The 25,050-nt window shown below is 62.4% G+C and carries 25 protein-coding genes; 8 read left to right on the forward strand and 17 right to left on the reverse strand.

What is annotated here, in order from left to right:
- The first annotated feature begins 56 nt into the window (after nt 1-56).
- The 3 genes from NKI05_RS09645 (at nt 57) to NKI05_RS09655 (ending at nt 3,372) form a co-directional block, all read left to right on the forward strand.
- Complete coding sequence (locus NKI05_RS09645) at nt 57-563, forward strand: M15 family metallopeptidase (RefSeq protein ID WP_352792348.1); 507 nt, start codon at nt 57-59, stop codon at nt 561-563.
- Between the two features lie 410 nt (nt 564-973).
- Nucleotides 974-1,831, forward strand: a complete 858-nt coding sequence (locus NKI05_RS09650; RefSeq protein WP_352792349.1) for a rolling circle replication-associated protein — start codon at nt 974-976, stop codon at nt 1,829-1,831.
- Nucleotides 1,832-3,135: 1,304 nt separating this feature from the next.
- Nucleotides 3,136-3,372 (forward strand): hypothetical protein, encoded by a 237-nt coding sequence (locus NKI05_RS09655; RefSeq protein WP_352792350.1) that lies wholly within the window; start codon nt 3,136-3,138, stop codon nt 3,370-3,372.
- Nucleotides 3,373-3,448: 76 nt separating this feature from the next.
- Here NKI05_RS09655 and NKI05_RS09660 read toward each other — a convergent pair whose 3' ends face one another.
- The 8 genes from NKI05_RS09660 to NKI05_RS09695 form a co-directional block, all read right to left on the reverse strand.
- The gene (locus NKI05_RS09660) at nt 3,449-3,778 is read right to left on the reverse strand and encodes a hypothetical protein (protein WP_023696110.1); all 330 of its coding nucleotides are present in this window, start codon (nt 3,776-3,778) and stop codon (nt 3,449-3,451) included.
- A 190-nt stretch (nt 3,779-3,968) separates the two neighbouring features.
- Entirely contained in the window at nt 3,969-4,889 is a 921-nt protein-coding gene (locus tag NKI05_RS09665) for an alpha/beta fold hydrolase (RefSeq protein WP_050594108.1), read from the reverse strand.
- 52 nt (nt 4,890-4,941) lie between these two features.
- Nucleotides 4,942-5,718, reverse strand: coding sequence for a DUF8605 domain-containing protein (locus tag NKI05_RS09670; RefSeq protein ID WP_245261936.1), 777 nt, complete (start codon nt 5,716-5,718; stop codon nt 4,942-4,944).
- Between the two features lie 106 nt (nt 5,719-5,824).
- Entirely contained in the window at nt 5,825-6,601 is a 777-nt protein-coding gene (locus tag NKI05_RS09675; protein WP_023668939.1) for a pyrroline-5-carboxylate reductase, read from the reverse strand.
- 23 nt (nt 6,602-6,624) lie between these two features.
- On the reverse strand, nt 6,625-7,503 hold the full coding sequence (locus tag NKI05_RS09680; RefSeq protein WP_023668938.1) for an aldose 1-epimerase family protein: 879 nt from the start codon (nt 7,501-7,503) through the stop codon (nt 6,625-6,627).
- 174 nt (nt 7,504-7,677) lie between these two features.
- Complete coding sequence (locus NKI05_RS09685; RefSeq protein WP_023668937.1) at nt 7,678-8,394, reverse strand: Bax inhibitor-1/YccA family protein; 717 nt, start codon at nt 8,392-8,394, stop codon at nt 7,678-7,680.
- A gap of 56 nt (nt 8,395-8,450) precedes the next feature.
- Complete coding sequence (locus NKI05_RS09690) at nt 8,451-9,227, reverse strand: anti-sigma factor family protein (RefSeq protein WP_023816031.1); 777 nt, start codon at nt 9,225-9,227, stop codon at nt 8,451-8,453.
- Nucleotides 9,224-9,757, reverse strand: coding sequence for a sigma-70 family RNA polymerase sigma factor (locus NKI05_RS09695; protein ID WP_023668935.1), 534 nt, complete (start codon nt 9,755-9,757; stop codon nt 9,224-9,226). Before NKI05_RS09695 ends, NKI05_RS09690 begins: the two co-directional genes overlap by 4 nt.
- 175 nt (nt 9,758-9,932) lie before the next feature.
- Here NKI05_RS09695 and NKI05_RS09700 point away from each other — a divergent pair, with 175 nt between their 5' ends.
- From NKI05_RS09700 to mazG, 3 genes are all read left to right on the forward strand, one after another.
- Nucleotides 9,933-10,370: a DUF3592 domain-containing protein gene (locus NKI05_RS09700; protein WP_196814917.1), complete on the forward strand. Its 438-nt coding sequence runs from the start codon at nt 9,933-9,935 to the stop codon at nt 10,368-10,370.
- 129 nt (nt 10,371-10,499) lie between these two features.
- Nucleotides 10,500-11,684, forward strand: coding sequence for an amino acid aminotransferase (locus tag NKI05_RS09705; RefSeq protein WP_023816029.1), 1,185 nt, complete (start codon nt 10,500-10,502; stop codon nt 11,682-11,684).
- Between the two features lie 76 nt (nt 11,685-11,760).
- The gene (mazG, locus tag NKI05_RS09710; protein WP_023691283.1) at nt 11,761-12,585 is read left to right on the forward strand and encodes a nucleoside triphosphate pyrophosphohydrolase; all 825 of its coding nucleotides are present in this window, start codon (nt 11,761-11,763) and stop codon (nt 12,583-12,585) included.
- A 6-nt stretch (nt 12,586-12,591) separates the two neighbouring features.
- Here mazG and hflX read toward each other — a convergent pair whose 3' ends face one another.
- From hflX to dusB, 8 genes are all read right to left on the reverse strand, one after another.
- On the reverse strand, nt 12,592-13,983 hold the full coding sequence (gene hflX, locus NKI05_RS09715; protein WP_023708495.1) for a GTPase HflX: 1,392 nt from the start codon (nt 13,981-13,983) through the stop codon (nt 12,592-12,594).
- Nucleotides 13,984-14,229, reverse strand: coding sequence for an RNA chaperone Hfq (gene hfq, locus NKI05_RS09720; RefSeq protein WP_006202172.1), 246 nt, complete (start codon nt 14,227-14,229; stop codon nt 13,984-13,986).
- 145 nt (nt 14,230-14,374) lie between these two features.
- Nucleotides 14,375-15,235, reverse strand: coding sequence for a D-amino-acid transaminase (locus NKI05_RS09725; RefSeq protein WP_023701734.1), 861 nt, complete (start codon nt 15,233-15,235; stop codon nt 14,375-14,377).
- Nucleotides 15,236-15,337: 102 nt separating this feature from the next.
- Nucleotides 15,338-16,699, reverse strand: coding sequence for a nitrogen assimilation response regulator NtrX (gene ntrX, locus NKI05_RS09730; protein WP_023668929.1), 1,362 nt, complete (start codon nt 16,697-16,699; stop codon nt 15,338-15,340).
- Nucleotides 16,689-18,977: a sensor histidine kinase NtrY-like gene (locus NKI05_RS09735; RefSeq protein WP_023668928.1), complete on the reverse strand. Its 2,289-nt coding sequence runs from the start codon at nt 18,975-18,977 to the stop codon at nt 16,689-16,691. The genes ntrX and NKI05_RS09735 overlap by 11 nt, the downstream gene beginning before the upstream one ends.
- Nucleotides 18,978-19,121: 144 nt before the next feature.
- The gene (ntrC, locus tag NKI05_RS09740) at nt 19,122-20,579 is read right to left on the reverse strand and encodes a nitrogen regulation protein NR(I) (protein ID WP_023668927.1); all 1,458 of its coding nucleotides are present in this window, start codon (nt 20,577-20,579) and stop codon (nt 19,122-19,124) included.
- A complete protein-coding gene (locus NKI05_RS09745; RefSeq protein WP_023668926.1) occupies nt 20,576-21,721 on the reverse strand; it encodes a two-component system sensor histidine kinase NtrB in 1,146 nt (381 codons plus the stop codon). Before NKI05_RS09745 ends, ntrC begins: the two co-directional genes overlap by 4 nt.
- Complete coding sequence (gene dusB / locus NKI05_RS09750) at nt 21,718-22,740, reverse strand: tRNA dihydrouridine synthase DusB (RefSeq protein ID WP_023816028.1); 1,023 nt, start codon at nt 22,738-22,740, stop codon at nt 21,718-21,720. Before dusB ends, NKI05_RS09745 begins: the two co-directional genes overlap by 4 nt.
- A 139-nt stretch (nt 22,741-22,879) precedes the next feature.
- Here dusB and NKI05_RS09755 point away from each other — a divergent pair, with 139 nt between their 5' ends.
- Nucleotides 22,880-24,103 (forward strand): bifunctional 2-C-methyl-D-erythritol 4-phosphate cytidylyltransferase/2-C-methyl-D-erythritol 2,4-cyclodiphosphate synthase, encoded by a 1,224-nt coding sequence (locus NKI05_RS09755; RefSeq protein WP_023682550.1) that lies wholly within the window; start codon nt 22,880-22,882, stop codon nt 24,101-24,103.
- The gene (locus NKI05_RS09760) at nt 24,100-24,609 is read left to right on the forward strand and encodes a CinA family protein (RefSeq protein WP_023682551.1); all 510 of its coding nucleotides are present in this window, start codon (nt 24,100-24,102) and stop codon (nt 24,607-24,609) included. Before NKI05_RS09755 ends, NKI05_RS09760 begins: the two co-directional genes overlap by 4 nt.
- Here NKI05_RS09760 and NKI05_RS09765 read toward each other — a convergent pair.
- Nucleotides 24,585-25,046, reverse strand: coding sequence for a type II toxin-antitoxin system RatA family toxin (locus tag NKI05_RS09765; protein ID WP_023682552.1), 462 nt, complete (start codon nt 25,044-25,046; stop codon nt 24,585-24,587). The genes NKI05_RS09760 and NKI05_RS09765 overlap by 25 nt on opposite strands.
- Between the last annotated feature and the right edge of the window lie 4 nt (nt 25,047-25,050).

The raw sequence follows: 25,050 nt of genomic DNA on the forward strand, positions 1-25,050 counted from the left end.
CTCGGGCCGCTGCCGTCTCGATCTCTCAATATCTCAAACGTGGAAGGGAACCACCAATGCCGCTCAAGGCTCTCGCGGGCTCCGCTCCGCTCCTCCCGTCTCGCGAGGCTTCGCCTGAAAACGAGACCGTTCTACTCGGCCTGCGCGACCGCGCTTTTATGATGGGCGAGAAATACGCCGGTCAGCAACTCCGCGCTTCGCGGGAGGGTGCTAGGCCGGAAATTCTCAAGTTTCACGATGCCTTCCAGAGGCAGCTAAGGGCGCTGGGCGTCCCTATGTTCGCCTTCACCTTCGTAAGGTCTAGCTCCGCTCAGGATGCCGCCTATGCGGCAGGAAACAGCCGTGCACAGGCGGGCGAAAGCCCGCACAACTTCGGCATGGCTGTTGACATGGTCCATTCCCGCCGTGCGTGGGACCTGACCCGGAAAGAGTGGGCCGTGATCGGCCATATCGGGAAGGATGTCGCCGCTCGTAACCAGTTGCGTATCGACTGGGGCGGCGACTGGGAGACCATCTATGATCCCGCGCATTGGGAAATGCGTCGGTGGCGGTCTCTGTTGTAACTGCGTAGCTGCTCGACCAGGTCAGCGCGAAGGCGCGTGACTTGGCGGCAGCCAAGTCAACAAACTAGGGCGTTCGGCCCGTTCTTAACTCCGGCTGCGGCTCTGCTGCGGTCGGCGTCTCTGCGCCAATTTTTTGGAGTTCGAAATCATGCAGATTTCATTCGGCAAGCCTCTTGACGAGCGGCGTCGTGCGATTTATCGCGCGCGCCGCACCCGCACCCGCTTCTCGTCGTATAGTGCAATTACTGACACTCTCAACGGTGGCCGTCGCTATGTGTAGTTCCCCCAGGAATCTGCCTGACGGAACAGCCGTTGGGTGTCGTAAATGTATGCAATGCTTCTCTGTCCGTGCCCAAGATTGGGTCGGCAGGTGCATTGCTGAAAGTCGTACCTCCGTCGCGAACCGGTTCGTGACACTGACCTATGGGGGCGGCCTCGTCCCCGCGTCGGAGGTGCTGACTTATTCAGATGTGCAGAAATACTTAAAGCGTCTCCGCAAAGCCGGACACAAATTTAGATATTTCGCAGTAGGTGAGTATGGGTCCGCAAAGGGCCGCGCTCACTGGCATCTGATGTTATTTTATCAGTCGCAGCCTCCGGGGGGTTACCTCCACGCTCGATCTGATGAAAAGCATTGGCCTCATGGCTTCTCGCAAAGCGAAGTCGCCTCCAATGCATCAATCCGGTATTGCGTAAAATACCTCTATAAGGACCTCGGCTCGGACGAGGCGAAACAGGCGAAATTCGTCCTGTCAAAGAACCCGGCAATCGGTGTTCCCTACTTCCGCAAGCTCGGAATTGATTACGCACAACAGGGCATATCGCCTCGCGATAGCTTCTACTGGTTCCCTGATGTGCTGAACTCTAAAACCGGCCTGCCTGAGAAGTTCTATCTCTCAAAGCAAAGTGCCGTCATGGAAGAGTTCTTGCGTAGCTTCTGCGTAGCTTGGTGGAAGGTCCACGGCAACGACCGTTGGCCCCACTCCGATCTTCTCGACTGGTGGGTTGACGGGAACACGCGCAAGCGGCCCGAAATCCTACAGCCTCGCGGACCTCGCGGCGTCAAGCCTCTCGGCCCGCCTCCAGGCGGATCAAAGCCGCTGTTCAGCGAGTCTCACAATTGCTATTACTCCGACACTATAAGCGGGCGCTTATGGTTTTTCACAAACGAGGAAGGGGATGCAACATGGGATACGAAAATCGGAAAAAGAAGGATCGTCGGGATCGGCCTGCCGAGCCTCGGCGCAGCGCGGTACGGCGGGATATAACGCCGTCTCTCTCGCGGCGGGTCGCCTTTGGCGCTCGCTCGAAATTAGAACGCGGCGTCCCCTCGCCCTTCTTCCCTCCAGAGCGGCAACGCCTACAGGCGATGCCAGACACTGCTGCCATCCAGCGTGTCGCCCGCGTGGAAAGGTTGCGTGCGGAGCACGACAGGCGCGTAGCGGCTGGGCTCTTAGCCCCAACCGAAAGCGCAAAGCGCAATGTCTCCCGGCTCATAATCTCAACACTGGCCCCGCGGCCCGGATCATCCGTTAGAAGAGCGAAACAGCCGGAGACTAAAAAACTCCCCACCCCAAAAATCTACATGGGGGTTCAGGGGGGCATGGCCCCCCTCGCGCTGGGGGTCGGGGGCGTGCAACGCCCCCAAGCAGCTGCCTCTAAGCCGGTCTCTGACCGTCACTCTGTGCGCGCAACTCTAGCAGTCTGCAAAGAGCGTCCTCGCTCAAATAAATCAAAGGGTGGTGGGTCTAAAAAATACGTGCCGTGGTGCTCATGAGCGTCCTCGGCCCTCTGCTTGTTTTGATCGCCTATGCAGCGGTCTTCGCCGCTGTCGTTGCAGTCTTGAAACGGCTGTTCAAAAAAAAGCGTCAATAGCGCCTTTGGTGCTGTTGACAAAAAAACGCAAATCACAGCGTGTTCGTTTTCGGGGGTAACGTTTCGTTATCCCCGATATTGTAGTAAAAGGTTCGCTTTATATTCGGAAAGTTCATGCATAATCTATCTTATGCGACTTTCATATGTGGCTGCTGCTTCCATTAGCGGCGTGCCAATATACGCCCTGCTGACTGAGATGCAGGCCGGCGCTCACTGGGCGGTCACCATCCCACCATCCCATGGTTGCGATACAACGCATGATTTGCCGACAACGTCCCAACGGGTACCCTCAGGGGCATCCATCTGCCAGCGATCTGGCCTGCTGACGCGCGGTTCGTATAGCTTCCCCGAATGCAATCGTTCCCCGAGGTCATCACTCACAACTACGATCCCCGTCGAGGACCGTGCAGAAATATTTGCGAGCTGTCCGAAGAGCAGGCAGAACGGGTTCTTGACGAGATCAGAGCGTCTGGGCTGCGCGCTATCAAAGCAAACTACTTGGAGAGGCGACGATTAACGGAGGAATGGCTCATTCGAGAACGGCGCCGACTGCTTGGGCCCACGAAGCTAGAGCGTCCGGTCTATTTCTTAGCTTGGCGACTTTGCCGACGGCAAAGACCCGTCACGGCCAAGCTCACTCGTTATGCGACTGCGAGAGTTCCCACCGGAGACGCTCACTTTCACCTATCCAGACAGCATGGCAAGTCTTCCGATCGCGACGCGTGACGATCTTCGCCCCCAACGAAAGGGATACCACGGGCAAGTGTTTACTCTTGGTGAGATCGAAGCCGTCGTGGCCGAATTTGGGATGCCCGGTGAGCGCTGGAAGACCGATCCAACGATGAAGTATGACAAGTTCATCGAGGTGCAGGTATGGGATGATCGCCTCATTAACGAGCGGCTGCTTCAGGTCGATTCCCCCCTCTCCCCTTAGCGATTGGGATGGCGCCTTTCGCAAAGGCCTCGACTTCCTGCTCGACGGGCTGGCACCAGGATAACGAACAGGAGCGTCATCCCGAGAAGCTTTCCAGGAGGCCGCTGAAGGCTGCTGCGATTGCAACAAGATGGAAGACGCCAAGGGCCAGCCATCTGGAGCCGCCGGCGCCCGCAACAAATGCCCCATAGGCAGGAAACTGCAGCGCAGCCAATCCGATGGAAAGGCCGGTGATCGTTGTGTTGGTCAACAGCGTTGCCAGCATGGGGACCGGATAGAGAAGTCGCGCCAGCCCATAGTCGCCATGCCCGGCTCCGGCCGAATAGAGCGCCAGGAAAAAGGCGACGGGCGTGATGCCGAGGCCGACAAGGAACCCTGCCCGCGAGGAGAATTTTGGCGACGTCATCTGGCCATGGCCATGGCAGCGGACGGGTCGCGGTCGTCAGGCGCGAGCTTGGACGAAGTGACAAGCAGCTTCTCCTGATCGGCCCGCGACTTCGGCTCGATCGCGATTTGCAGCAGAGGCCAGGGCGCGGCAGACTTTTCCATCATGACGCCATGGTTGCAGATCGATCCGATGACCGCAACGGAGGGGTCTACGCCCGGCCGGCCGCCCTGCCCGTCCCTTTCGCTTCCTGACTGTGGACGCGCGCCAGAAAATCGCGCACCAGCGGAAGCGCCTCATCGAAATGGGTTTCGAGCAACCAGTGGCCGGCGCCGCCGATGAGATGAAGTTCTGCTTCCGGCAAATCGCGCTGGTAGGCATGCGCCGATTGCGCCGGCATGTAACCATCCTCGGGACCCCAAACGATGAGCGTCGGAGGTTGGTGCTCGCGCAGAAAGCTCTGATAGCGGGGGAACCAGCCGAGGTTCGCCTCCAACTTCTCCATCAGGTTGACCGCGAGCCGCCGGCGGATCGGCGTGTCCATCAAAGGCCAGTGGAGTTTCCAAAGATCGGGAGGCACGCGCTCGGCTACAGCGTCATCCACCTCTCCGACAAACTCGTGCCGGAAGCCCTCCTCGCTTACCGCCTCTTCCAACGGCCGATGCTTTTCGGGCGTCTTCTCATTCCAATAGGCTTTTATGGCGGCGTATTTCGGCCCGAGAACGTCCTCGTAGATGTCACCGTTCTGGATAATGAGTGCGGCGATGCGCTCGGGATGTGCGATGGCGTGGCGCAGTCCGATCTGAGAGCCATAATCGTGCAGCCAGAGCGCATAGCGCGACGTGCCGAGCGCATCGGCGAAAGCTGTCAGAAGCCCGGCATAGGCATCGAAATCATAGCCAAAGTCCGACATTTCGGGCGTGCCGCTGTAGCCAAAGCCGGGAAAGTCCGGCGCGAATGTATGCCAGCGATCGGCAAGTGCCGGCATCAACCTTCGGAATTGATAGGACGAGCACGGATAGCCGTGCGGCAGCAGGAGGACGGGAGCATCAGGCGGGCCGTCTTCGCGATAGAAGATGCTGTTTCCGTCAACGTCGATCCGGCGATGTTGCAATTCTACCTCCTTGCTCAAAGCTTGCCCGCCACTTTGTTTACGGCGCTCCGGCAAGAAGGTTCCCTTGAAGTCAGGGCGTGACGGCTTCCGGCTCTCCATTGCCCGACAGGATCTGCAGCGTTCCGCGCGTGGCGTTGCGGAACGCATCGTCGAAACTGACGCCACGTACCTGCCAGCGATAGTCCTTGTCCTTGAAGCTGAGCCGCCAGTCGCCGACCCAACCCAGCGCTTCCTGGCGCCATGCCAAAGTGCCGGCAAGCAGGGCGTCCCCATCCAGCGTGTTGGCCACGTCGGCGAGCGCGACGTCGGACGGCCGAGGCAACTCCAGCGGCAAACCGGTCCGGTGCGCCGCGTCCGCCAGCGCAACGCGCATATCCGCCGCAAGCTCGCCGCCGCCATCGCGCACCAGCGTGAAGCCGTCGCCTTTCATCGGCCTTACATCCAGCAGTGCGACGATTGTTGGCCGCGGCACCGCCCACGGTTTGCGCCCGAGCGACGCCAGCAAGGCATCGATCTTGTCCGGGTCGAAATCGGCGGTGATGTAATGCGGCCGGTCGTGGGTGCCCTGCTCGTCATGCGGCGGGCGGTTGTTGAGCAGGTCGCGGTAGCCGACACCAGTGACATAGTCGGCCGCGTGCCGGCTCATGTCCGCAACACGCGGGTCGCCGATCAGCCGCGGGTCGCCGGAAACCTTGACCAGCACCTCTTCAAGGCACGGCGCCAGGCCCCAGGCCCGGTTCTCCTCGCCAGTGCCGCTGGTCACCGATTGCGCGCGGTAGAGGCTGGCGCGGTCGATGTCGGCGGCAGCGACCGGAAAGACAATCAGCACAGCCAGCGCCGCTGCCACAAAGCCCAATTTCAAGCATCCAGGCACCCGCCGACCCTCCCGAACGGTCCGGAACATCCGTTGGAGCCATACTCCTGATCATCAGGGAATTTCAAGGTACCGCCCATCAAGGCGTATCGCCGACGATGCGCCGGTGTACGCCGTCCAGGCTCTCGGTGAGCGCCTCGAACATGTTTCGCGCCGTGAGTTCGCGAAGAACCTGTTCGTTGATGCCGCCGCGCGTCGCATAGTCCTGCGCCAGATGCATGAAGTCGGCATCCGGCGACATATCAGGAGCGCATCCCAAGGCTTTGAAAAGCGAGGCGATGTAATCGCGCCCCTTCCCTTCCTCCACGCCATTCCTCTTGAGCCAGCTGTTAATTGTATCGAGATATCTAAAGTAGCTGGCATAGGTTGCGGTGGCCACGCTCAACGCGTTGAATTCGGCTGGGTTCTCGACCTCGATCACTTTCCCCAGATTGCCGAACAAGGCAGCGACAGTGGCATCCGGCGGGCAGATGATCGTTGCCCCCAGCCGGTGGGCGATCATCGGCATGGGCAGCGCTTTCGTCACCTGGTGCGCGGGTGCGGTCAAGCGGGCAATCTCCTCGCGCGGCAGCGTGGCGATCAAGCTGATGAGGTGATGCTCGCGCCGAAACCGCAAACCCGGCAGGACGTCATGCGCAATTTGCGGCCGGACAGCCAGCATGACCAGGTCGCATTGATCGAGAACCGCCTGATTGTCATCAGCGATACGCACATCCGGATAACGGGCTGCCAGCTCTGCGGCGATCTCTTCATTGCGCGGCGACAGCAGCACGGAGACGGAGTTATCCGCGACGGATTTGAGCCCGCTGACAATGGCCGCTGTAAGGGCACCCGTGCCGATGAAGCCAAGTTTCATCGCGCCTGTCTCTGGTTCATCGGTCACAGCGGCGCATGCTCGAGCCGTACCTGATAGCTCAGCACGCGCTTTTCACCGGGCGCGATCAGCATCACGCCCGGCTTGTCCGCGAACTCGCCATCGAAATCCACGGGGCTGGCAAGCCCGTGCCAGGGTTCGATGCACAGGAACGGAGCGCCGCCCGGCTTCGACCAGATGCCCAATTCCTTAAAACCCTGCCACGACATCTCGATCGCCGCACCGTTCGCGGCGGCATAGCGCACGCTGGTGCTGGCCGGCCGGTCGAGGATCACGGCGTCTGCCTCGAACAGCTGTTCGGAAAGCGCCAGCGTTTTGCCTTCGATAGGCGTCGGCCGCGGTGCAGCCAGCACCAGGCCATCCTTCAGCCGGCGGATCGGCGCCGGCTCGTCCTGGGCAAAGGTCAGGTGGTAGTCTGTCTTGGCGAGCCCCGGCTGCAATGGCCAATTGAAAGCCGGATGTGCACCGATGGAGGCTGGCAGCGTCTCGTCGCCGGTGTTGGCAATCTCGAAGCTCACACCAAGTTCGCGACGCTCGAGGGTGTAGGTGATGGCAAGGCGAAAGGCGAACGGATAGCGCGTGCGTGTATCGGCATCGTCGGTCAACACCAGCGTGCAGGATCGGGGGCTCGCGTCAGCCCACACAAATGGCTTGTCGCGGGCAAATCCGTGCTGCGTCAGGGGATAGACCCGGCCCCGATGGCGAAGCTGGTCCCCCTTCAGCCGGCCGACGATCGGAAACAGCACCGGCGAATGCCGCCGCCATTCCGGCCCGGCCTGCCACAAAAACTCCAGACCCTCGGCATTGCGCAAGGAGACGAGCTCGGCCCCCTGCCCGACAATGGTTGCCGAGATGCCGTCGCCCTGAAGCGTCACTTGTTCCATGCGTTCTCGCGGAAAGCTGCGTGCGAGCGGCAGGTTAGCAAAAGCCCGCATGGACTCAAGGGCGCAGCGACATCGCGCTGATAGAGGAGCGATGTCTCCACGCCAAAACGACAGTGGCCGGAGATTCTCCTCCGGCCACTGCGAGATCGAGATTGTTGCCTTGCTACGGTTCGACTATTCGCGTTCGCCGGTGAAGTTCAGCAGCAGCTGGAAGATGTTGACGAAGTTCAGGTAGAGCGACAGCGCGCCGAAGACGGCGAGCTTCTGCTGCGATTCCGCGTCGAAATTCTCAGCATACTGTTCCTTGATCGTCTGCGTGTCCCAGGCGGTCAGGCCAACGAACACCGCGATGCCGATCACCGAAATGGCGAACTGCAGCGCGGTCGAGCCGAGGAAGATGTTGACGACGCTGGCGATCACCACGCCGATCAGACCCATGATCAGGAACGACGAGAACTGGGTCAGGTCGCGCTTGGTCGTGTAGCCGTAGAGGCTGGTGGCGCCGAACATGGTGGCGGTGATGAAGAAGGTGCGCGCGATGCTGGTGCCGGTGAAGACCAGGAACACCGAAGCCAGCGACAGGCCCATCACCGCGCAGAAGGCCCAGAACATCAACTGGGCGCTCGCCGCCGACATCGTCTGCATCTTGAACGAAAACAACAGCACGAAGGCGAGCGGCGCCAGCATCACCACCCATTTCAGCGGGCTGGAAAAGATCGGCACGTAGAGGGCCGGCGTCGAGGACACCACCATGGCAACGATGCCGGTGACGACGAGGCCGATGCCCATATAATTGTAGACGCGCAGCATGTGGCTGCGCAGGCCCTCGTCATAGACGGCGCCGGCGCGCGCGCCAGTGCCCATGCGGTATCCGAGGTCAGGGGTATTCATTGCGGGTTCTCCTTATGTGGTCTCAGTAAAGCGTCTTGATCAGTAAAGTGTCCTGATCAGTAAAGTGTCTTGGCAAGCGTCTCGACGGTGCGGTCGAGGTCGTGGACATCGCTGCGCGCGACGACCGCGTACGCGACCTCGCCGATCTGGAAATAGGCAGAGGAGATGTCGCCGGAGGGCGCGATGGCAGGCTTGACCACGTCGAAGGTTCCGGGCCGGATCGCAAACAGCGAGACCAGCCCCATATCCTTCGTCTCCAGCGCCACCTCGACGCTCGGCCCGAAGCGCGACGGATAGATCTGGACGTCGCGGACCTTCCAGTCCTTGGGCAGCGATGGCATGACGATTGCGGTGGCGGCGCGGATTTCGTCGCCATTGTAGTTGGGCGCCTCCAGCTGCGAGGGCATCGCCTCGCGCATGAGCGTCGTCTTGTGCGCCCGGATCGCTTCTTCGACATAGGCGGGCGGCGGCGGCGAAGCCACGACCTTGGTCACCAGCAGCGGCCCGAAGAGGCCGTTCGCCAGCCAGCCGGCAGCGACAAAGATGGCGACCGCGGCCGCCCGCTGCAGCACGGCGAAGACGCGGCGACTGGCCAGCCCCCTGCCCAGCCGGCGCGCGACTTCAGTCGTCGCCGGCCGCGCCATGCCTGTGGAAGCAGCCAGCGCCAGGCGCAGTTCGTCGCGCGTCCTCAAGTCGGACATCACCCGCGCCGCAGCCTCCGGACGAGCCGACAGGAACGCCTCGACCTCGATGCGGCGCGCGACATCCAGCTGGTCGTCGACATAGGCGTCGAGATCGGTATCGGTCACCGGGTCCCGCAACAGGTCGGTCATGATGGGTCTCCCACGATCCTCAGATGGCTTTTGGCCGGCGAAGGTGCAGCGTTTTCCATCTCGCGCAGTGCTGCGCGCGCCCTGCCGATACGCGACATCAGCGTGCCCAGCGGCACCCCGCTGGCGTCGGCGGCCTGCTGGTAGGAAAGGCCCTCGATGGCGACCAGATGCAGCGCCGAACGCTGCTCCTCCGGCAGACTGAAAAAGGCCTCGCGCACCTGCGCCAGTCGCACGGAATGTTCCTGCGGCGCCGGCGTGCTGGCATCGGTGAGATAGCCGGCCTGCTCGACACGCGCTGATTCCGACCGGCGCGAGCGCATCTTGTCGATGAAAGCGTTGTGGACGATCGACAGCAACCATGCCCGCAGATTGCCGCCCGAGCGGAATGTGTCGCGCCGCTCGTAGGCGCGCACCAGCGCATCGTGCACCAGATCCTCGGCGTCAGTGCCGTCGCGCGTCAGCGAGCGTGCGTAGCGCCTGAGCGAACCCAGCTGTCCGACAATATCGAAGCGTGGCATCGACCGTTTCATGCCCCGTTTACGAAACAGGCGGGGATCTTAATCCATCGCCACCAAAACTTTTTTGCGTCGCCACAATAGGCATCATGCAATCAGAAGTCCGCTGCGCACTTACCCATCTCCCGTGCGGCAGATGTTTGCTTTATGGATGAAGTCTAGCCTTATCCGTCTGTCCCAGGAGCAAAAGATGGCCAATGGTAGTCGTGTAACGGGTTTTGCAGCGTTGCCGATCGTCGGCAGGGTGTTCATCATCTTTGGCATTGTCGGACTGATCGCTTCCGGCGTGCTGGCCATCGTCGAGATGTACGGCCCTCGTACCGCTTCGGCGACAGGCAGGATTGTCGCCGCCGAATACAATCCCCGCATCGAGTTCTCGACCGCCGACGGCACCGTCATCCGCTTCAACAATGCCGTCCACAGCTCGTTCTGGGGTGATGGCGACAGCGTCCCTGTCGCTTACGACCCAACCAATCCGCAAAATGCCTCCGTCGACAGCTTCGCCGGACGCTGGTTCCTTGCCGGGCTGGCCGGCATGCTCGGCGGTTTCTCCCTGCTGACCGGCATCGGTCTCGCCGTGATTGGACGGGTGCTTATCCGGCGGATTGGAATGAACTCGTCGCCATAGCCGCCGACCCCTGCCGTACAGACAAAGCTTGGCGTAACGGTCCAGTACGCTAGCGGACTGGCGCAGATGGAAGCACTGGCGAAACGCGGCCGCTTTGCGTATTACTCCGCCGCCATTGGAGCCGTATTGATGTTCGAGACCCTGCAACCTGCCCCGGCCGACAAGATCATCGCCTTGATCGGCCTCTATCGCGCCGATCCGCGCCCCGGCAAGATCGATCTCGGCGTCGGCGTCTACAAGGACCGCGACGGCAGGACGCCGGTCATGCGCGCCCTGCGCGAGGCCGAGAAGCGGTTGCTGCAGGACCAGGACACCAAGACCTATCTCGGCCTTGCCGGCGACACCGGCTTCAACACGGCGATGGTCAAGCTGGCCTTCGGCCCCGCTGCCGACATGACGCGCATCCGCGCCGCGCAAGCGCCTGGCGGTTCCGGCGCGCTGCGGCTGGTGGCGGAGCTGTTGAAGCGGACCCGCCCCGACGCAACCGTCTGGCTGTCGGACCCGACATGGCCGAACCACCCGCCGGTGATGCGCGGGGCCGGCCTCAAGGTGCGCGATTATCCCTATTTCGATGCCGTTTCCGGCGCGGTGCGCTTCCACGAGATGCTGGCAACGCTTGGCGCAGCCGAGCCCGGCGATATCGTGCTGCTGCATGGCTGCTGCCATAACCCGACCGGCGCCAATCTCGATATCGCGCAATGGGCCAGCGTCACCGATCTTGTCGTCGAGCGCGGGCTGTTGCCCTTTGTCGACATTGCCTATCAGGGCTTTGGCGAAGGCCTGGACGCCGATGCGGCCGGCTTGCGCCTTCTCGCGGGCAAGGTGCCTGAAATGGTCGTTGCCTCGAGCTGCTCGAAGAACTTTGCCGTCTACCGCGACCGCGTCGGCGCGGCGATGATCCTGGCGAAGGATGGTGCGCAAGCCGATGTGGCGATGAGCCAGATGCTGGCGGCGGCGCGCGCCATGTATTCGATGCCGCCGGACCATGGCGCCGCCGCCGTGCGCATGGTGCTGGAAGATGATGGCCTTCGCGCCGACTGGGAGGCGGAGCTGGAGGAGATGCGGCTGCGCATGCTGAGGCTGCGCGTCCAGTTCGCCGACGCGCTGCGCCGGCAGTCCAACTCCGACCGCTTCGACTTCATCGCCAGCCATCGCGGCATGTTTTCCAGGCTTGGCCTGACCGAGGCGCAAGTCGAGCGGCTGCGTGCCGAGTATGGCGTCTACATGGTCGGCGACAGCCGCATCAACGTCGCCGGCCTGCCCGAGGACGGCATGGATGACCTCGCCAAGGCGGTTGTGTCGGTACTCGGCTGAAGCTCGCTGTGGACAATCTCCCCTCTCCGGCTGACGCCGTTGGCCGCACGACAGGCAGCGGGATAGCATTCGCCGCATGAAACCTTCGCGCGACATTTCCCGGCTGATCGAGATCATGGCGGCGCTCAGGGCGCCGAAGACCGGTTGTCCCTGGGACATCGAGCAGGATTTCTCGACCATCGCGCCCTATACGATCGAGGAAGCCTATGAGGTGGCCGACGCCATTGCGCGCGGCGATCTCGACGATCTGCGCGACGAATTAGGCGATCTCCTGCTGCAGGTCGTCTACCACGCGCAGATGGCTGAGGAAGCCGGCGATTTTGCCTTCGGTGATGTGGTCGAGGCCATCACCACCAAGATGATCCGGCGCCATCCGCATGTCTTCGGCGACGAGAAGGCGCGCAACGCCGGCATGGCAAAGGGCATGTGGGAAAAGATCAAGGCTGAGGAAAAAGCCGAAAAGCGAAGTGCGCGCCTCGCCCGCGGCCTCGACCCCGAAGACCATGGCAAGGGTTTCCTGGACAGCGTGCCCGTCGCCCTGCCCGCTTTGACTCGTGCGCTGAAGCTGCAGGAAAAGGCAGCGCGTGTCGGTTTCGACTGGAGCGAGGCAGCACCCATCCTCGACAAGATCGAGGAAGAGATCGGCGAGCTGCGCGAGGCACTGGCTAAGGGCGAAACGGCTGAGATCAAGGACGAATTCGGCGACATGCTGTTTGCCGTCGTCAATCTGGGGCGTCACCTCAAGCTCGATTCGGAAGCGGCGCTTAGCGGCACCAACGAAAAGTTCCGCTCGCGCTTCCACTATGTCGAGCGCGCGATCGATGCATCGGGAAGCACGCTCGAAAAAGCCACGCTGGACGAGATGGAAGTGCTCTGGCAGCAGGCCAAGGGCGTGAAATAATCAGGCTTACTGCCTGTTTTTGCGGTGCAATCGGCTTTCGATCTCTTGCCGGGCGGTGTGCGTGGCCTTGAGTGCGATGGTCGCGCTGCCATCCTCATTGTCTACCCGCGAAACGACGTCGCCATTGCGGTATAGCCAGTCGACAAGGCCGAACTGCGGCGGTTCGATCGTCACCGTCAATTCCTCGAGTTCGCCCGACATCCTGGTCTCGATCAGCGCCTTCAGCGCATCGATGCCTTCGCCGGTGACCGCCGAGATGGCGATCGGCGGCGCCTTGTTGGCGTCAGTGCCGTCGGCGAGCAGGCGCTCCCGGTTGCCGTCGTCGAGAAGGTCGACCTTGTTCCACACCTCGATGACCCGGTTCGCATCGCCAGCGTCGACACCGAGATCGGCAAGGATGCGCTCGACGTCCTCGGCCTGGGCGGCCGTATCCGGATCTGAGATATCACGCAAATGGATGACCAGATCGGCCTCGACGACCTCTTCCAGCGTGGCGCGGAAGGCGGCGACCAGATGCGTCGGCAGGTCCGAAATGAAGCCGACTGTGTCCGACAGGATGATCGGCGTGCCGTGCGGCAGGCGCACGCGGCGCAGCGTCGGGTCGAGCGTTGCAAACAGCATGTCTTCGGCCAGCACGTCGGCCCCGGTCAGCCGGTTGAACAGCGTCGACTTTCCGGCATTGGTGTAGCCGACAATCGCCACCACCGGGAACGGCACCTTCTTGCGCTTGGCGCGGTGCAGGTCGCGGGTGCGGCGCACCGTTTCCAGCTCATGCTTGAGCTTGATGATTTTTTCCTGCAGCTGCCGCCGGTCCGACTCGATCTGGGTTTCGCCGGGGCCGCCGAGGAAGCCGGCTCCGCCGCGCTGGCGTTCAAGGTGGGTCCAGCTCCGCACCAGACGGCCCTTCTGGTAGTTGAGATGGGCAAGTTCGACCTGCAGCGTGCCCTCCTTGGTCCGCGCGCGCTCGCCAAAAATCTCCAGGATCAATCCGGTGCGGTCGAGCACCTTGGCATTCATTTCTTTTTCGAGATTGCGCTGCTGCACCGGCGTCAGCGGATGGTCGACGATGACCACCTCCGCGTGACCCTCTTTGACGATCTCGGCGAATTCCGCGACCTTGCCGCTGCCGAGCAAGGTTGCCGGGCGTGGATCGTTGACGGTGACCACCGCCGTGTGGATCAGATCCAGGTTGATGGCGCGGGCAAGGCCGACCGCTTCGTCGTGGCGCGCATCCGCCGAACGCGTCAGCCGTGGACGGTTCGTTTCGTCATCGTTGCGCTGATGCCGGGTAAGCACCGGCACAATGACAACCGCCCGGGTCGGACCTGTGGCTTCCGTCCCGGAATTATGTGCTGGTTTCCCGCGGACGCCGCGGTCCGCGTCTTTTTCACGTGCCAATCAGGCGCCCTGGCTTTCCTCGCCATCGAACATCTGAACCGGCTGGCTCGGCATGATCGTGGAAATGGCATGCTTGTAGACGAGCTGGGAGTGGCCGTCACGGCGCAGCAGAACACAAAAATTGTCGAAGGAAGTGACCACGCCGGTCAGCTTGACGCCGTTGATGAGAAAGATGGTGAGTGGATTTTTGCTCTTGCGAACAGAATTCAGGAACAGGTCCTGAAGGTTTTGCGATCGTTCCGCCATTGTTCTTGTCTTTCGCCGATCCCCTTCGGTTTGCAGGCTAATGCGCCAAATTAGCGGGCACATGTCAAGCTTGCAAACACCCCCTTGCCGTCAGTAACGACAAGCAGAACGAGATATATTGATGTGCAGTCCGTCTGTGCGGTTATCAGGCTGGACTTTTTTCCGCAACGTCAAAAAAGGCTTGCCGCAATGAAAGTGTTATCGAACCGGGGTGCCCATTGGCGACCGCGGCACCGTCGATTGCCACGACCGGCATGGCGATTGTCGTTGCCGAACTGATGAAAGCTTCTCGCGCAGCCTTGGCTTCAGTGACTGAAAAACCGCGCTCCTCGATCGTCAACCCGAGCTTTGCCGCCACTTCGAACATGGTCGTGCGGGTGATGCCGCGCAGGATGCCATGCTCCGCCGGCCGGGTGACCAGAACGCCGTCCCTTGTAACGATCCAGGCGTTGGACGAGCCGCCCTCCTTGACGTTGCCATCGGTGTCGACGAACCAGGCCTCCTGGGCGCCGGCCTCCTTGGCCTTCTGCTTGGCCAGTACGTTGGGCAGCAGGCCGGTGCTCTTGATGTCGACCCGGTCCCAACGGTTTTCCGGCACGGTGATGACCTTGATGCCCGCCTCGGCTCGCTTGGCGGCCGCCGCCGGGTCGGCCTTTCTGGCCGTAATCACTAGCGATGACGGTGTATCGGCGGGGAAAACGAAGTCGCGGCTGGCAACACCGCGCGTAACCTGGACATAGACCAGGCCGTTGACGACGTGGTTGCGCCGGACGATTTCGCGCAGAAGAAGCGGCAGCACACCCTTGGTGACCGGCCAGTCGATCGACAATTCGCTAAGGGAGCGGCTCAGCCGGGCAAGATGGCGCGGCATGTCGACGATAAAGCCCTGCGCCACCTCGCAGACCTCGTAGACGCCGTCGGCGAATTGATAGCCGCGATCCTCGATATGCACGGCAGCGTCGGCATGGGCGACATAGCGCCCGTTCACATAGGTAATGCGCGGCATGGGTGATCCCTCAGAAAAGTCCCGGTTTTTCTATGCGATTCCGCCGCTGCCGTAACCGGCAATTGAATGGGCCACAGCCCGCTGGACCAACAACAACGGGGGTCAGACCCCCAGCGACTTCAGTTTCCGGTGCAGCGCCGAGCGCTCCATGCCGATGAATTCGGCCGTCTTCGAGATGTTGCCGCCGAAACGGTTGATCTGGGCGATCAGATAGTCCTTCTCGAACTGTTCGCGCGCCTCGCGCAGCGGCAGCGCCATGATGTGCTGGTCGGACTGGTTCGGCGTGCGCGGCATGACATCGCCGATCTCCGACGGCAACAGGTCGGCGGTGATCGGCGCATCGATATCGTCGCCACGCGCCAGGATCATCAGCCGTTCGACATTGTTGCGCAGCTGGCGGACATTGCCCGGCCAGTTGTGCGCCTGCAGCACGGCAAGCGCATCGTCGCCGATGCGGCGCGGCTTGATGCCGGCCTGGCGAGCGATCTGCTTCATGAAATTGTCGACGAGATAGGGAATGTCCTCTCGCCGCTCGGCCAGGCCCGGCACCATGACCGGAACCACCGCCAGGCGGTGATAGAGGTCTTCGCGAAAACGGCCGTCGGCGATCATCGCCTCCAGGTTTTGCGAGGTCGAGGAGATGATGCGGACGTCGACCTTGACCCGCTTGGTGCCGCCGACCCGCTCGAACTGCTGTTCGACCAGCACGCGCAAAATCTTGTTCTGCGTCTCGCGCGGCATGTCGGCCACTTCGTCGATGTAGAGAATGCCGCGGTGCGCCTCTTCAAGCGCGCCGACCTTGCGCTCGGTGCCGTTCGATTCGGTACCGAACAGCTCGATCTCCATGCGCTCGGGCGTGATGTTGGCCGCGCTCAGCGTCACGAAGGGCGCGCCCTTGCGCGTCGACAGCGTGTGGATGGCGCGCGCGGCGAGCTCCTTGCCCGAGCCGGACGGACCGATGATCATGACGCGGCTGTTGGTCGGCGCCACGCGCTCGATGGTCTGGCGCAGCTGGCTCATCGCCGACGACATGCCGATCAGGTCGAAGGTTTCGCCGCTGCGCTGCTTGAGGTCGGACACCTCGCGCCGCAATTTCGAGGTTTCGAGCGCCCGCTCGGCGATCAGGATCAGCCTGTCGGCCTTGAACGGCTTCTCGATGAAATCATAGGCGCCGCGGCGGATGGCCGACACCGCTGTCTCGATATTGCCGTGGCCGGAGATCATCACCACCGGCAGGCTCGGATGCATCGTCTTGATCTCGTCGAGCAGCGCCAGCCCGTCGAGGCGCGAGCCCTGCAACCAGATGTCGAGGAAAATCAGCCGCGGCGCCCGGTCGGCGATTGCCGCGAGCGCGCTGTCGGCATCGAATGCCGTGCGGGTTTCATGCCCTTCGTCGCTCAATATGCCCGCGACGAGTTCACGGATGTCTTCCTCGTCATCGACGATGAGAATATCAGACGCCATTACCGACCTTTTCAGTTTCTCGTTCGTGTTCCGTTTCGCCTTGACCGCGTGGCGGCGCGGTTGCGGCAGCTGGCGGCAGGATGATCGAGATCATCGCGCCGCGTCCACCGTGGAAATCCGCGGGCGCATCGTGCAATTCGAGCCGCCCGCCATGGTCCTCCACGATCTTCTTGACGATGGCGAGACCGAGCCCGGTGCCCTTCTCGCGCGTCGTCATGTAGGGCTCGAGCAGCCTTTGGCGGTTCTCGCGCGGCAAGCCTTTGCCATTGTCGATGACGTCGATTCTGATCGCGCCATTCTGCCGAGCAGCTTGAATCCGGATTATGCCGTGCGAACCGTCCTTTTGTTCCAGCCCGTCAATCGCCTCGGCCGCGTTCTTGATGACGTTGCCGAAAGCCTGCGCCATCAATCGGCTATCGAACGTGCCCTTGAGCGGTTCGTTGCCGAACACGCGTTCGAAAGCAATGTCGGCGCGGCTGACTTCGACCAGGAACGACGCCTCGCGCAGCGATTCACGCAGATCGATGGCTTTCATCTCGGGCTTGGGCATGCGGGCGAAAGCCGAGAACTCGTCGACCATGCGGCCGATATCCTCGACCTGCCGGATGATCGTGTCGGTGCACTGGTCGAAAATCTCGCGGTCCTCGGTGATGACCTTGCCGAAGCGTCGCTTGATGCGCTCGGCCGAGAGCTGGATCGGCGTCAGCGGGTTCTTGATTTCATGTGCGATACGCCGCGCCACATCCGCCCAGGCCGACGAGCGCTGTGCCTGGACGAGATCGGTGATGTCGTCGACCGTCACGACGTAGGATTTCTCCTCCTCGCCGTCGTCGCCGGCCTCGATGGTGATCTGCACGTTGAAGGTACGCTCGGCGCCGGTGCGATAGAAGGTGACCTGCTCGCGATAGACCGGCTTGCCGGATTTGCGGCCGATCTCGAAGACACGCCCGACATGCGGTAGCACGGCGGACAGGTTCTGCCCCAGCGCCGCCGTGGCCGATATGGCCAGCATCGTTTCGGCCGATTTGTTGACGATGGAGACGATGCCGTAGGGATCGACGCCGATGACGCCGGCGGTGACGCCGGCCAGCACCGCTTCCGAGAAACGACGCCGTTCGTCGATCAAATCCTTGGCCGACAGGATCTCGTTGCGCTGCGATTTAAGCTCCAGCAGCATCTTGTTGAACGTATCGCCAAGCGAGGCGACATCGCCGTCGGAAGGCCGTACCGGAACGGCGACATCGAGATTGCCGGTCGCAACCTCGTCAGCCGCGCCGATGAGTTGACGGATGGGCCGCACCAGACGGTCGGCCACCGCTATGCCGGTCCAGATGGCCGACAGGATGATGATCAGCGTCAGTGACAGATAGGGCAGCGCGAACGCCACCTGCGACGTCCGCCTGTTGTCTTCCAGGCCGCGATATTCGGCGGTGTTGGACTGGACGATCGCCCTCGCCTTGATCACTTCGGGGTCGACCAGGCGATTGGTGTAGAGGTAGAGGCCTTCGATCTCCCGCAGCTTGATGATGGCGCCCATGATGTTGCGCGTCTTCGGCTCGATCAGCACCGGTTTGCCGTCGGCCGCGGCGCTGACCGCGCCCTCCGGCGGTGGCGGCATAGAGAAATCCGCATCGGTCTTCGCGCTCATGACAAAGGAGCCGTCTTCCCTGACCAGCGCCGCATGCACCAGGCTCCTGCCCACGGCTTCCTTGTTCATCAGGTCGAGAAAGCCGGTTCGATCGAGGCCGTAAAGCGTGCGCGAGGCGTCGAGATCATAGGCCATCGACAGCGTCGTGCCCTGAAGATTACGAGCGTTTTCCTGCACATAGGCGTCGGCGATCGACAGCGACGAGTTGACGATCGCCTTGGTGCGGATTTCGAACCAGCGGTCGAGGCCGATATCGAGCGTGATCGAGGCAATGATGGCCACCATGATGGCGGGGATGGCCGCGACCAGCGCAAACATCGTCACGATGCGCACATGCAGCCGTGACGCCGCCTTGCCGTGCCGGCGCGCCATGGTGATGCGATGCACCTCGCGGCCGACCAGAGCAATCAGCGCCAGCACAAATAAGGCATTGGCCGCAATCAGCGTCAGCGTTGTGTTTGCGTCTGGCGTGATCGGCGTGGCGCCGACAAGAATCGCAAACGAGATTGCCGCCGTAACCAGCGCGCCGGCAATTGCCACAACGCCAGGCAACGCAAGCAGCCGCCGTCCATCCCTCTGGCCGGGTCTGCTGAAAAGCGGTTCGTTTGATGTGAGAGCTTGCGAAGCCATGTCGCCGTCTAAGAGCCAGTGATTGCGTTGGATGTATGCAACGCATTGTGGCGATTATGCAACAAGTGTGGCCGTGACGGAAATCTTTCGGCCGCCGATCCCCTGAAAAGGGGATGACCTCGCGTCACTTCGGGCAGCAGGCGCTCATGATCTCGACGATTTGTACACGTTGACACCCAGCTCGCGAATCTTCTTGCGCAACGTGTTGCGGTTGAGGCCCAGCAGTTCGGCGGCCTTGATCTGGTTGCCGCGGGTTGCCGTCATCGAGGCAAGGACCAGCGGATATTCGACCTCCGACAAGATGCGTTGATAGAGACCTGCCGGCGGCAAATCACCGGCAAAAGAGGCGAAATAGCGCTGCAGGAAGTGCTCCACCGCCTGGCCGATGGACAGATCGTCCGGGATCAAATTGCCGCCGCCGGGAATGACCGGCCTTTCGCCTGTCTTCAGTTCGGCCTCGATGATCTCGGCTGATATTTCGTCCTGCGAATAGAGCGCCGCAAGCCGGCGCACCAGGTTTTCCAGCTCGCGCACGTTTCCCGGCCACGGATAGCGCTTCATCAATTCGATGCCGCCGGTCGAAATGCGCTTGGTCTGCAAGCCTTCGCTGGCGCCGATCTTGAAGAAATGCCGCACCAGATCGGGAATGTCTTCCGATCTCTCACGCAAGCCAGGCAGCCGAAGCGGCACGACATTCAGGCGATAGAACAGATCCTCGCGGAAAAGCCCCTGGTTGATCAGCGTGCGCAGATCCTTGTTGGTGGCGGCGACGATGCGCACATCGGTCTTGATCGGGGTGCGCCCGCCGACAGTGGTGTATTCGCCTTGCTGCAGCACGCGCAGCAGCCGCGTCTGCGCCTCCATTGGCATGTCGCCGATCTCGTCGAGGAACAGCGTGCCGCCCTCGGCCTGCTCGAAGCGGCCTGTCGAGCGGTTCTGTGCGCCGGTGAAGGCACCCTTCTCATGACCGAACAGTTCCGATTCGATGAGGTCGCGCGGGATTGCCGCCATGTTGATGGCGACGAACGGACCGCCTCGGCGGCGGCCATATTCGTGCAGCGCGCGCGCCACCAATTCCTTGCCGGTGCCGGACTCGCCCGAGATCATCACCGTCAGATCGGTCTGCATCATGCGCGCCAGCATGCGGTAGATGTCCTGCATGGCGGCCGAGCGGCCGACCAGCGGCATGGCGTCAGGCTGTTCTTCCGGTCGCGTATCGATCTTCGGTCGGCGCGGCTCTGACAGCGCACGATTGACGATGTTGAGCAGCTCGGTCAGGTCGAACGGCTTCGGCAGATATTCATAAGCACCTGTTTCGGAAGCACGAATCGCCGTCATGAAAGTGTTTTGCGCGCTCATCACGATGACCGGCAGCTCCGGCCGGGCCTTCTTGATGCGGGGCAGCATGTCGAAGGCGTTCTCGTCCGGCATGACAACGTCGGTGATCACCAGATCGCCCTCGCCCGCCGCCACCCAGCGCCACAGCGTCGAGGCGTTGGAGGTCACGCGCACCTCATGGCCGACGCGCGACAGCGCCTGATTGAGCACGGTGCGGATGGCCGCATCGTCGTCGGCGACGAGAATATTGCCGCGAACCGTCATTTGCGGTCTCCTTCGCCTTCATCATCGGCAGTGTCGATGGGTGTTTCTTTCCAGGCCGGCATCAGGATTCGGAAGGTGGTGCCGCGCGGCGTCGAATCGCATTCGATGATGCCGCCATGCTCGCCGACGATTTTCGCCACCAGCGCCAGGCCGAGCCCCGAGCCGTTCGGCTTGGTGGTGATGAACGGATCGAACAGGATCGGCAGAATGTCTTCCGAAACGCCCGAACCATTGTCGCGCACGCAGAATTCAAGCGGCAGCGACACGCGGTCCTGGGTTCCGGGAACGGACACGCGGATGCCCGGCCTGAACGCGGTCGACAGCACGATCTCCCCCTGTGGGTCGCCGCCGATGGCCTCGGCGGCGTTCTTGACCAGGTTGAGGAACACCTGGATCAGTTGGTCGCGGTTGGCGAAAACCGGAGGCAATGATGGATCATAGTCCTCCATTATCCTGATTCTCTTGGCAAAACCGTTCTTCGCGATTGCCTTCACATGGTCCAGCACGACATGGATGTTGACAGGATAGCGGTCAATCGGCCGCTCGTCGGAAAACACTTCCATGCGGTCGACGAGGGAGACTATGCGATCAGTCTCGTCAGTGATGAGGCGGGTCAGCGCGCGATCCTCGTCGGACGCCGAGAGTTCGAGCAGCTGTGCGGCGCCACGAATGCCGGACAGCGGGTTCTTGATCTCATGCGCCAGCATGGCGGCAAGGCCGGTGACCGAACGCGCGGCACCCCTGTGTGTCATCTGCCGGTCGATCTTGTCGGCCATCGAGCGTTCCTGGAACATCACCACGATCGAGCCTGGGAATTCCGGCACCGGCGCGACATAGAGATCGACGACCTTCTCGATGCCGAGACGCGGCGACGACACGTCGACACGGTATTCGTTGACCGGCGCACGGCGCTCGCGCACCTGATCGACCAGCTGCAGCAACGGGCTGCCGAACGGGATCAGCTTGGACAGTGTGTTGCGGGCAAGCATGTTGGCACTTGAACGGAAGAAGTCTTCCGCATCGGCATTGGCGTAGGTGATGAACCCGTCCGGATCGACCATGATGACCGGACGGCGGATGGTGTTCAGCACGATACTGGCGGCATCCGCCATGTCGGAGCTCGGTGTGACGGTGGCGTTCATGCGGCGCTCCGCAAGGGCGTGGCTTCGCCGGAAAACACCTCATGCAGCAAGGCAATGACGCGGGCGGGTTCGAAAGAGGTGAGGATGGCTTTCCGCCGCTCATCGGAAACGCCAGCAGCGTGGCGGTCGAGATACCAGCCGAGATGCTTGCGCGCCTGGCGCAAGCCGCTTTCGACGCCGTAAAGCGTCAGCATGTCCTCGTAGTGGGAAACGATGTAGTCGGCCATGGCTTGCGGGCTTTCCGGCACGCCGGAGAGCGCGTCGCCCGCAGCCGTCGCCGCAATGCGGCCCGCCGTCCATGGCGCGCCATAATGGGCACGACCGATCATCACCGCGTCGGCGCCCGACTGTTCAAGGATTTCGGCGGCCTCCGCGGGCGAGCCCACATCGCCGTTGGCGACGACCGGGATCGAGACGGCGTCCTTGATGCGGGCGATGGCGCCCCAATCGGCCTTGCCTTGATAAAACTGGCAGCGCGTGCGCCCATGCACGGTCACCATTTTAACACCGGCCTCTTCGGCGCGGCGCGCCAAAACGGGTGCATTGAGCGCATTGTCGTCCCAGCCGAGCCGCATCTTGACCGTGACCGGCACCTGGACCGCGCCGATCACCGCTTCGATCAGCGACAGCGCGTGGTCGAGATCGCGCATCAGCGCCGAGCCGGCATAGCCGCCGGTCACCTTCTTGGCCGGGCAGCCCATATTGATGTCGATGATGTCGGCGCCCTCGCCGGCAGCGATGCGCGCGCCCTCGGCCATGTGCTCGGCCTCGCGGCCGGCAAGCTGGACCATATGGACGGGCAGCCCGGAATGACGGATGCGCAGGTCGCAGCCGGCCCTGCCCTTGGCAAGCTCGCCGCTCGCCACCATTTCCGACACGACCAGGCCCGCGCCATGCGCGTAGGTGCGCTGCCGGAACGGCTCGTCCGTTATTCCCGACATGGGCGCGAGGAAGACGCGGTTGCGGATCGTCACGCCGCCAATGTCGAGCGGCGAAGCCAATTTTGTCACTTCAGGCATGCACAAAAACCAAGCATATCGGATTGCTGCACATTCTCTAGCCATAAGAAAGGCATTGTGCAACGCGCAATGACGTCACATTGCGGCGCATTTGGGAAAATGCTGGCCTTCGCCATAAGCCGCGACTAAGCCTCTCGGCATGACAGACGCAAGCGAAAAACCGGCCGAGGCGACGACCGACAAGGTCGGCGTGGTCATCGTTGCAGCCGGCCGCGGCGCGCGTGCCGGACAGGCCGACGGGCCGAAGCAATATCAGCGCATCGGCGGCCGTGCCGTTATCGCGCGCACGCTGGAGACTTTCCTGGCGCATCCCGAAATTGGTCCCGTCGTCGTCGCGATCCATGCCGATGACCACGCGCTTTTCGACAAGGCAGCCGGCGTATATGCCGAGCGGGTTACCGCCGTGGTCGGTGGCGAGTCGCGCCAGGCCTCGGTCCGGCTCGGCCTGCTGGCGCTGAGGGAACGTACGCCCGGCCGTGTCCTTGTCCATGACGCGGTGCGGCCGTTTGTCGACACGGCCCTGATCGACCGTATCATCGCCGCCATTGGCGAGCGCCAGGGCGCGCTGCCCGCTTTGCCCGTCGCCGATACGCTGAAGCGCGAGTCGGCCACCGGCATGATCGAGGAGACGGTGCCAAGGGCCGGCCTTCATGCCGCGCAGACGCCGCAAGGCTTTCCGTTCTGGCCGTTGCTCGCCGCGCACGAAAAAGCCCATCATCTCGGCAAGACGGATTTCACCGACGATGCCGCGATCGCCGAATGGGCGCATATTCCGGTGAAAATCGTTCAGGGGTCGCCGGACAATGTCAAACTGACCTGGGCAAGGGATATTGCGATGGCGGATCAGCGGCTTACTGGCGAGCGTTTTCCAGACATTCGCACCGGCAATGGCTATGACGTGCACGCCTTCGAGGCAGGCGACCATGTCACTCTGTGCGGCGTCGCCATTCCGCACGGCAAGAAGCTTTCGGGACATTCGGATGCCGATGTCGGCCTGCACGCGCTGACCGATGCGCTGCTCGCCACTTGCGGCGCCGGCGACATCGGCACGCATTTCCCGCCTTCCGATCCGCAATGGAAGGGCGCGGCGTCGAAGATCTTCGTCGAGCATGCGGCCAGGTTGGTGCGCGAACGCGGCGGCCGCATCGCCAATGCCGACATCACGCTGATCTGCGAGGCTCCGCGCGTCGGCCCGCATCGCGAGGCCATGACCAACGCGTTGTCGGCGATGCTGGGCATTTCCAGCGATCGCATCTCCATCAAGGCGACTACCAACGAAAAACTCGGCTTTGTCGGCCGCGAGGAAGGCATCGCCGCCATCGCCACAGCCAGTGTCGTCTTCCCCGGGGAGGTTCCCGCATGAACAACAGCGATCTTGCCAACGCCCTGCTCCAGGTCTGCCAGCAGCGCGGCATCATGCTGGCGACGGCCGAGAGCTGCACCGGCGGCATGATCATCTCGGCACTGACCGACATTGCCGGCTCGTCCGCTGTCGTCGATCGCGGCCTCATCACCTATTCCGATGAAGCAAAGATGGAGATGCTCGGCGTCTCGCCCGCCACACTCGAGGCGCATGGCGCCGTCTCGCGCGAAACGGTTCTGGAGATGGCGGCGGGCGCTCTGGCGCGCTCGCGCGCCGGGCTGGCGCTTGCCGTCACCGGCATTGCCGGCCCAGGCGGCGGTTCGCCGGAAAAACCGGTCGGCCTCGTCTGGTTCGGAGTTGCCCTAAGACGTGGGCCGGTGGCTGCCGAGCTCAATATGTTTGCCGACAATGGCCGCGACTTCATCCGCCGCGAGACGGTCAAGCATGCGCTGGAGATCGGGCTGCGCGCGCTCGGCGACACTCATGAGATGGGCGTCGTTCCGTAGATGACGTCCGCACGTTTTTCGAAGGCTTCGGAAAACATGCGGAAGGCGCGATCGAACATGGTGCCCATCACCACGCCGAGGATGCGGCTCTTGAACTCGTAGTCGATGAAGAAGCGGACGTTGCAGCCGCCGCCGTCGGCCGGCTCGAAGCGCCAGATATTGCTGAGATATTTGAACGGTCCATCGATGTATTTGACGTCGATTGTGTTCTCGTCCGGCTTCAAAAGCACCTGCGTCGTAAAGGTCTCGCGGATCGCCTTGTAGCCGATGCTCATATCGGCGAGGAGAATGGTGCGGCCGTCACGCTCCTTGCGCGAGCGCACCGTCAGCGCCTCGCAAAGCGGCAGAAATTGCGGATAGGTCTCGATATCGGCGACCAGAGCAAACATCTGCTCCGGCGTGTGGGCAACGCGGCGTGTGGCTTCGAATTTCGGCATTGAA

This window comes from Mesorhizobium sp. M0771 (assembly GCF_040320155.1).
Taxonomy (GTDB): Bacteria; Pseudomonadota; Alphaproteobacteria; order Rhizobiales; family Rhizobiaceae; genus Mesorhizobium.

Coding starts and splice junctions, on each gene's coding strand:
- NKI05_RS09645 (WP_352792348.1), top strand. CDS start 57: ATGCCGCTCAAGGCTCTCGCGGGCTCCGCTCCGCTCCTCCCGTCTCGC.
- NKI05_RS09655 (WP_352792350.1), top strand. CDS start 3,136: ATGGCAAGTCTTCCGATCGCGACGCGTGACGATCTTCGCCCCCAACGA.
- NKI05_RS09660 (WP_023696110.1), bottom strand. CDS start 3,778: ATGACGTCGCCAAAATTCTCCTCGCGGGCAGGGTTCCTTGTCGGCCTC.
- NKI05_RS09675 (WP_023668939.1), bottom strand. CDS start 6,601: ATGAAACTTGGCTTCATCGGCACGGGTGCCCTTACAGCGGCCATTGTC.
- NKI05_RS09680 (WP_023668938.1), bottom strand. CDS start 7,503: ATGGAACAAGTGACGCTTCAGGGCGACGGCATCTCGGCAACCATTGTC.
- NKI05_RS09685 (WP_023668937.1), bottom strand. CDS start 8,394: ATGAATACCCCTGACCTCGGATACCGCATGGGCACTGGCGCGCGCGCC.
- NKI05_RS09690 (WP_023816031.1), bottom strand. CDS start 9,227: ATGACCGACCTGTTGCGGGACCCGGTGACCGATACCGATCTCGACGCC.
- NKI05_RS09695 (WP_023668935.1), bottom strand. CDS start 9,757: ATGAAACGGTCGATGCCACGCTTCGATATTGTCGGACAGCTGGGTTCG.
- NKI05_RS09700 (WP_196814917.1), top strand. CDS start 9,933: ATGGCCAATGGTAGTCGTGTAACGGGTTTTGCAGCGTTGCCGATCGTC.
- NKI05_RS09705 (WP_023816029.1), top strand. CDS start 10,500: ATGTTCGAGACCCTGCAACCTGCCCCGGCCGACAAGATCATCGCCTTG.
- mazG (WP_023691283.1), top strand. CDS start 11,761: ATGAAACCTTCGCGCGACATTTCCCGGCTGATCGAGATCATGGCGGCG.
- hfq (WP_006202172.1), bottom strand. CDS start 14,229: ATGGCGGAACGATCGCAAAACCTTCAGGACCTGTTCCTGAATTCTGTT.
- NKI05_RS09725 (WP_023701734.1), bottom strand. CDS start 15,235: ATGCCGCGCATTACCTATGTGAACGGGCGCTATGTCGCCCATGCCGAC.
- ntrX (WP_023668929.1), bottom strand. CDS start 16,699: ATGGCGTCTGATATTCTCATCGTCGATGACGAGGAAGACATCCGTGAA.
- NKI05_RS09735 (WP_023668928.1), bottom strand. CDS start 18,977: ATGGCTTCGCAAGCTCTCACATCAAACGAACCGCTTTTCAGCAGACCC.
- ntrC (WP_023668927.1), bottom strand. CDS start 20,579: ATGACGGTTCGCGGCAATATTCTCGTCGCCGACGACGATGCGGCCATC.
- NKI05_RS09745 (WP_023668926.1), bottom strand. CDS start 21,721: ATGAACGCCACCGTCACACCGAGCTCCGACATGGCGGATGCCGCCAGT.
- dusB (WP_023816028.1), bottom strand. CDS start 22,740: ATGCCTGAAGTGACAAAATTGGCTTCGCCGCTCGACATTGGCGGCGTG.
- NKI05_RS09755 (WP_023682550.1), top strand. CDS start 22,880: ATGACAGACGCAAGCGAAAAACCGGCCGAGGCGACGACCGACAAGGTC.
- NKI05_RS09760 (WP_023682551.1), top strand. CDS start 24,100: ATGAACAACAGCGATCTTGCCAACGCCCTGCTCCAGGTCTGCCAGCAG.
- NKI05_RS09765 (WP_023682552.1), bottom strand. CDS start 25,046: ATGCCGAAATTCGAAGCCACACGCCGCGTTGCCCACACGCCGGAGCAG.